The sequence below is a fragment of the Caldibacillus sp. 210928-DFI.2.18 genome (assembly GCF_020554505.1).
Lineage (GTDB): Bacteria > Bacillota > Bacilli > Bacillales > Caldibacillaceae > Caldifermentibacillus > Caldifermentibacillus hisashii.
In genome coordinates this window covers 1-6,823 of record NZ_JAJCHL010000123.1, presented here as the reverse complement: position 1 = coordinate 6,823, position 6,823 = coordinate 1, and the positions used below count along the sequence as shown (strand labels likewise).

General features: G+C 39.4%; 4 protein-coding genes and 1 pseudogene. 1 reads left to right on the top strand and 4 read right to left on the bottom strand.

The features are described 5' to 3' along the window. Positions 1-99 precede the first annotated feature (99 nt). The 3 genes from putP to pruA all read right to left on the bottom strand — a co-directional run bounded on the left by putP (position 100) and on the right by pruA (position 4,655). A complete protein-coding gene (putP, locus tag LIZ98_RS16290) occupies positions 100-1,584 on the bottom strand; it encodes a sodium/proline symporter PutP (protein ID WP_227140268.1) in 1,485 nt (494 codons plus the stop codon). Positions 1,585-1,978: 394 nt separating this feature from the next. Further along, positions 1,979-2,983, bottom strand: a complete 1,005-nt coding sequence (locus LIZ98_RS16285; RefSeq protein ID WP_227140267.1) for a proline dehydrogenase family protein — start codon at positions 2,981-2,983, stop codon at positions 1,979-1,981. A 124-nt stretch (positions 2,984-3,107) separates the two neighbouring features. Then, entirely contained in the window at positions 3,108-4,655 is a 1,548-nt protein-coding gene (gene pruA / locus LIZ98_RS16280; RefSeq protein ID WP_227140266.1) for an L-glutamate gamma-semialdehyde dehydrogenase, read from the bottom strand. Positions 4,656-5,006: 351 nt separating this feature from the next. On the opposite strand from pruA, the gene LIZ98_RS16275 reads away from it, so the two are divergent. After that, positions 5,007-6,377 (top strand): sigma-54 interaction domain-containing protein, encoded by a 1,371-nt coding sequence (locus tag LIZ98_RS16275; RefSeq protein WP_034772915.1) that lies wholly within the window; start codon positions 5,007-5,009, stop codon positions 6,375-6,377. 233 nt (positions 6,378-6,610) lie between these two features. Here LIZ98_RS16275 and LIZ98_RS16270 read toward each other — a convergent pair. Then, positions 6,611-6,823, bottom strand: a pseudogene (locus LIZ98_RS16270) (RpnC/YadD family protein); the annotation flags it as partial.

The following is a 6,823-nucleotide window of genomic DNA, read 5'->3' as shown; positions in this document are numbered from 1 at the left end:
GGCTGTCGCCCTACACACGATTGAAGTTGGGGTATCCTTGCCGATTTTTGATGAAATCAGTAGGGGAATGTCGATTCTCCTACTGATTGAATTTAACCTTTATTCGTGCTCTTCCTTTAATAACCGCAATGTCTCATCAAACTCTTTTTCCACTTCCGGAATTGATTTATACGTCATTTTACTAACAAGAACGGCAACAATCAGGTTCAAGATGAATCCCGGTACGATCTCATAGAGGTACTCTGAAAGGAATGAATTGCCCCATACGAAAACAGTAATTGCTCCGATGATCATTCCTGAGAGGGCACCTTGACTTGTAAATTTCCTCCAATATAGGGAAAGAAGCACAGTTGGCCCAAATGCTGCACCAAATCCGGCCCATGCAAAAGCAACCAAGTTCAAAATCGTGTCAGATTTCTCCCAAGCGAAAATTCCGGCAATAATTGCGATCACGAGAACCGCGATTCTCCCTAGGAAAATATAGGTTTTTTGATCTGCATCTGATTTAAAGATCGCTTTATAAATATCTTCCACCAAAGCAGAAGAGGTCACGATTAACTGTGAAGAAACAGTACTCATAATAGCTGCAAGGACGGCGGATAGGAGAATCCCGGCGATGAATGGGTGGAATAAAATTTGTCCCATTTGTATAAAGACCGCCTCAGAATCTATTAATTTCACATCGGCGTGTTGTTGGAAATAAGCAACACCTACTAACGCTGTAGCCGCTGCACCTGCCAACGTTAAAATCATCCAGCCTATCCCAATTCTGCGTGCTTGCTTAATTTCTTTGGCAGACTTGATGGCCATGAAACGCACAATAATATGAGGCTGCCCAAAATAACCCAGGCCCCATGCCAGAGATGAGATAATCCCTGTTGCCGTAGCTGTTGCGGTTAAACTTAATAAATTCGGATCAAAAGATTTAATGGTTTCAATCGTTTCACCGATTCCACCTGTGACAAATACTCCGATAATAGGTACCGAAACAAGGGCAAGGAACATAATCGTACCTTGAACAAAATCAGTGTAACTTACAGCAAGGAAGCCCCCAAATAACGTATAAAGCACGATAACTCCTCCAACGACAAGAAGACCTAAATGGTAATTATAACCGAAAGAACTTTCAAAAAATACGCCCCCTGCGACAAGTCCGGAAGATACATAGAATGTAAAGTAGACTAAGATGATAATTCCTGTTACTATACGTAATATTTTTGCATTTTCCTTAAAGCGATTATCAAAAAAACTTGGAATCGTAATAGAATCATTTGATACATGGGTGTATACGCGTAGGCGTGGAGCAACAAGCCTCCAGTTTAACCAAGCACCGATCGTAAGTCCAATGGCAATCCAGCCTTCAACGAGACCGGAAACATAAATCGCTCCGGGAAGGCCCATCAATAACCATTGGGACATATCAGCCGCCCCGGCGCTCAGTGCTGAAACTGCGGGACCGAGACTTCTTCCCCCCAACATATAATCATTTAAATTGAAAATACGGCGGTACGCATAAAAGCCAATTCCGATCATTCCGAGGAAGTAAATGATAACCGCCAATAGTTGATACATAGTATCCGTCATATTATCTCTCCTTTGATGAATGATTTGCTGATGGTCACCCAAAAAGGTTGTGCACAAAAAATACACTAGATATAGTATTAATTATCATTTGTACAACAAAAGGTGTTGTATTAAGTAGAGGCAAAAGTTTTTAAAATATGTGCTTTTTGAGTGTCGTTTATTATATGATATATAATCACATAAACATTAGGATATTTTTGTTTTTTCTGAATAATATTTCCAAACTATGAGGTGTTTTCAAAGAAGCCCTTTGTTCGTTTCATTTTTTCCTTTTCAAAAAGGAATAGATCACTGCAAGACCCGAAAAAAAGCCTTGCAGGATCTGTTTTTATTGTTAACTACGAATATGAAATACTCAATCACTATTCTTTTATAAAAATATATCAATGTCTTACTACTTTCCGCTGTTTTTTCTTTTTCTTAATAGGCAAAGGAATGTAGCAGCCCCTGCCGCAATGACAAGCGGTTTTTTCTTCAGCTTGTTATTGCTATCATAAAATACATCCTTGACAATCAGGTTTATGTTTTGCGGACGTTCAGCCAAGCGGCGCATATAATAGCCGAACCAGTCCGTTCCAAAAGGGATATACGTACAGAATCGATAACCCTCCGCAGCTAAATTATATTGTAATTCTGTGCGAAAACCGTATAACATTTGGAATTCGAATTTATCATGGCTAATATTATTTTCTTTAATAAACGCTTTCAATTCATTGATAATATTGTGATCATGGGTTGCAATCGAGGTAAATGCATCCCCTAAAAGACGTTTTTTTGCCAGTTTAAGATAGTTTCGGTCAATTTCAGTTTTTGATTGGTATGCAACCGCTTCACTTTCTTTGTATGCCCCTTTTACAAGACGAATTCGAACGTCTTTCAATTGTTCGAGGTCTTCTTCTGCTCGATATAAATAAGCTTGCATAACCGTTCCCACATTTTCAAACTCTTCCCGTAATGTTTGAAGAATGCGAAGTGTCTGCTCATAACGGGAAAAATCTTCCATGTCAATATTCACAAAAATCCCGAATTCTGAAGCTGTTTCCATAATTTTCTTCATATTGTCGATACAAAATTGCTCATCTATATCAAGGCCAAGCTGCGTTAATTTTACGGAGACGTGACAATCTAAATTTTCTTCGTTAATTCGATTAAGAAGACGGATGATATTGTTTGTCGCTCTCATTGCTTCTTGCTGGTCTGATACAAATTCCCCAAGATTGTCAACGGTTCCGCTAATACCGTAACGATTCAATTTTTTAATTGTTTTTGTCACGCTATTTAAGTCGGTTCCTGCCACAAACTTATCGGCACCGAATTTAAATCCCCACTTTTTAGCGGATTCATTTAATAATTTGTTTTGGGATAAACTGTAAAAGAAATTTTTTGTCAAATTCGTCATTTTGTTTTCCCTCTTTCTAACAAACAGGTTTCGGAAAGGGGCTGTTTTTTAAAAGTTGCTATTCAACATAAGCTTTAGCTATGAGGCTCATCTTGATTTAGACAGTCCCTTTCCAAATAGTAGATTAAAACATTTCAGAAACAACTTTTGCTTCCATAAAATGTTGTAAATAATCGGGACCTCCTGCTTTTGAATCGGTTCCGGACATTTTAAAACCGCCAAAAGGTTGGTAACCAACGATCGCCGCAGTACATCCACGGTTAAAATAAAGATTGCCAACGTGGAATTCATAACGGGCACGTTCTAAATGTTCCCGATTTCTGGAAATGACGGCTCCTGTTAAACCGTAGTCGGTGTTATTGGCAATTTCAAGCATTTCATCAAAGTTTTTCGCTTTTGTAAAGGCCACAACCGGTCCGAAAATTTCCTCTTGCATGATTCGTGCATTTGGATCCAGGTCTTTGAAAATCGTTGGATGAACAAAATAACCTTTTGAATCATCTGCTTCTCCGCCATAAACAAGTTTTCCTTCCGATTTTCCTGTTTCAATATAATCTTTAATTTTGTCAAATTGTTTTTGATTGATAACCGGACCAACGTAAATATTACCTTCAGATGGACTGCCAATGGAAAGTTGTTTCGTAAGAGCGACAACTTTTTCCAACAATTCTTCATATACATTTTCGTGGGCTACGACTCTTGAGCAGGCTGAGCATTTTTGACCGGAGAAGGCAAAAGCCGAGTAAACAATGGCATCCGCAGCCAGGTCAAGATCGCTATCATCGTCAACAATAATCGTATCTTTGCCTCCCATTTCAGCAATCACTCGTTTTAAATGTTTTTGCCCTTCTTGGACTACAGCTGCCCGCTCAAAAATTCGGACTCCGGTTGCACGGGATCCCGTAAAGTTAATGAATCTTGTTTCCTTATGATCGACTAAGTAATCGCCTATTTCTAAAGGATCACCGGGAACAAAATTAAGCACTCCTTTAGGAAGACCGGCTTCTTCCAAAATTTCAACGAGCTTGTAAGCAATAACAGGAGTATTTTCTGAAGGTTTCAGTAATACCGGGTTACCGGCTACAATCGGTGCAACCGTCGTTCCGCAAACAATAGCAAAGGCGAAATTCCAAGGCGGAATAACAACACCAGGGCCCATGGGTTGATAGAAGAAATCGTTATGCTCGTTTTGCCGGTGATTCATCGGCTTCCCTTTTGCCAGCTCAAGCATTTGCCGGGCGTAATATTCTAAAAAGTCAATTCCTTCCGCTGTGTCGGCATCGGCTTGATCCCATGGTTTGCCTGCATCATAAACAAGCCATGCGGAGATTTCGTGTTTTCTTCTCCGGGTAATGGCAGCCGCTTTAAACAGTACATTCGCCCGGGCAAACGGTGTCATTTTTCTCCAAGTTTGAAACGCTTCAAGAGCGGCATTCATTGCTTGATCAATATGTTCTTTCGTTGCTTTGGATACTTTCCCAATAACTTGTGCTTTATTGCCTGGATTTACGGAAACGAGTTTGTCATCTGTATAAATTCGTTCACCATTAATTACTAAAGGGTATTCTTTTCCCAGTTCTCCTTCAACTTTTTTCAAGGCAGCTTCGAATTCTTTTATATTTGCCACGTCTGTAAAATCCGTTAAAGGTTCATGTTTGAAAGGTAAAACCATAAAAATCATTCCTCCCCTTATTTATTTTCGTGAAGAAAGCATTCAACAGCAGAACTTTTCCTTCAGTCTGCCATTCTTAACAGTGGCCACCTGTACTTATGGGCGGCAAATATCAAGACACAATACCGCCACCACTGTGAAAAGTCGACACAAATCGTCAACTCCTAATTTAATTATGCAAGAGGTATGCCAACTTTTATATCTCTTTGTATTTGTCACAAAACTGCTATAAAATGAGATTTTTAGAAAATAGATTTGCAGACAAAAAGAGGTAAAGTGTAAACTTTCTTTACAAAGGTGTAAAGGAAAGTGTAAAATTAATTTACAATGTAAAGGGGGAGGGGGAGAAAAATGTCGAATGAAAGAAATATATTAGAAACTTTATTGTCAACCGAGGAAGATGCCATCACAATTATTAACAAGGACAAGAAAGTCATTTTCTGGAATGAGTCGGCTGTGCACACATACAACATTGAAAAAGACCAAATCTTAAACAAGGATATTACCAATTTTTTTCATGATGAGGATTTAATGGTGTTAAAAGTTTTAATAACAAAGAAACCTGTAAGAAACACTTACCACCGTCCGCGTAAAGGTAAGCATGTCGTTATTAATGCCTCACCTATATTCAATAATCAAAACGAGTTGATTGGTGCGGTGTCTGTGGAACGGGACATTACCCAAATTGTAAAACTGAACGATAATCTTGTCATGACAACAGCCGAGCTGAATGAGTTAAGGCAAAAGGTTATTACAGACAGAGATGAAAACCCTTTCTCAAAAATGGTTGGAAAAAGCAAGGCCCTGCAAGATACGATCCAAATTGCCAGCAAAGCGGCAAAAACCGATGCCACGACCTTAATCCTTGGGGAAAGCGGAACGGGAAAAGAAATTTGTGCCCGGGCCATTCACGAATCCAGTTCCAGAAAAAACGGTCCTTTTATACCGGTTAATTGTGGAGCCATCCCAAACTCTTTATTTGAAAGTGAATTATTCGGATATGAAGGAGGGGCCTTTACTGGAGCGGAAAAAAATGGCAAGGCAGGAAAGATTGAAATGGCCGATGGGGGGACACTTTTCCTTGATGAAGTAGGGGAACTTCCATTGGACATGCAAGTAAAACTTCTTCGTGTTCTGCAAGAAAACTGGATCTACCGAATTGGTGATTCAAAAGGAAAAAAAGTGAATGTCCGCTTTATTGCCGCAACGAATCAAAATTTGGAGCGCCTTATCCAAGAGAAAAAATTCCGAGAAGATTTATTTTATCGGCTAAATGTCATCCAGCTTACGATGCCTCCCCTGCGTAACAGGGCTGGGGATATCCCGGAGTTGATAGAATTTTTTTTGAAGCAATTTGCAAATAAATATCAAGTGCCGGTCCCGATTGTCAAACACGATGCCCTCCAAATGCTTCATCAGTACCAATGGCCGGGAAATATCCGTGAATTACGTAATTTATGTGAGCGAATTGTGATTTTATCAGAGAAACAGACGGTGGATAAAGAAGATCTTTCAAGTTATTTTCAAAATATGGTTCAAGAAACCAATCCGCCCCAAATCGAAATTACCGATTCCTTTCCGGGGAAAGAAGAGATGGAAAGGAGGTTGATTGAAGAAGCTATAAGTTGGTCCAACGGCAATAAATCAAAAGCAGCAAAAAAATTAGGGATATCGCGGGTGACATTATATAATAAAATGAAGAAATATGGATTGAACGGGTAATTTTTCTAAACCGAAAGCGGAACGGTGTTAAAAGCAAATTGTCAGATACAAGACCCCACTTCAAAGATTTAGAGGAATAGAAAATTGCTAAGGTGGGGTCGCTACTTGAATCCGAAACGATCTTTGAGTATGGGCTTAGAAGAGGTTTCAGGACCGACACATAGGTTTAACCGACCCTCTGCTTAAATAAACGGACGTAATAATGGCTAGGGAAGATTTATAATCGACACGGTTCAGCCTTCTTTTAAAATCTGCTTTATCTCATCATCCGAAAAACCGGTTAAAGAAATAATCGTTTCTATGTCTAAACCTGCATTCGCCATTTTTTGTGCCATCTTTCTCCGCTCGAGGAATTGCCCTTCTCTTTTTCCTTCCTCAATTCCTTCTTCTTTACCTTCCTTTTTCCATCTCTCAAGTAACTCACCAAAGGTAATAATTTCTTTTGT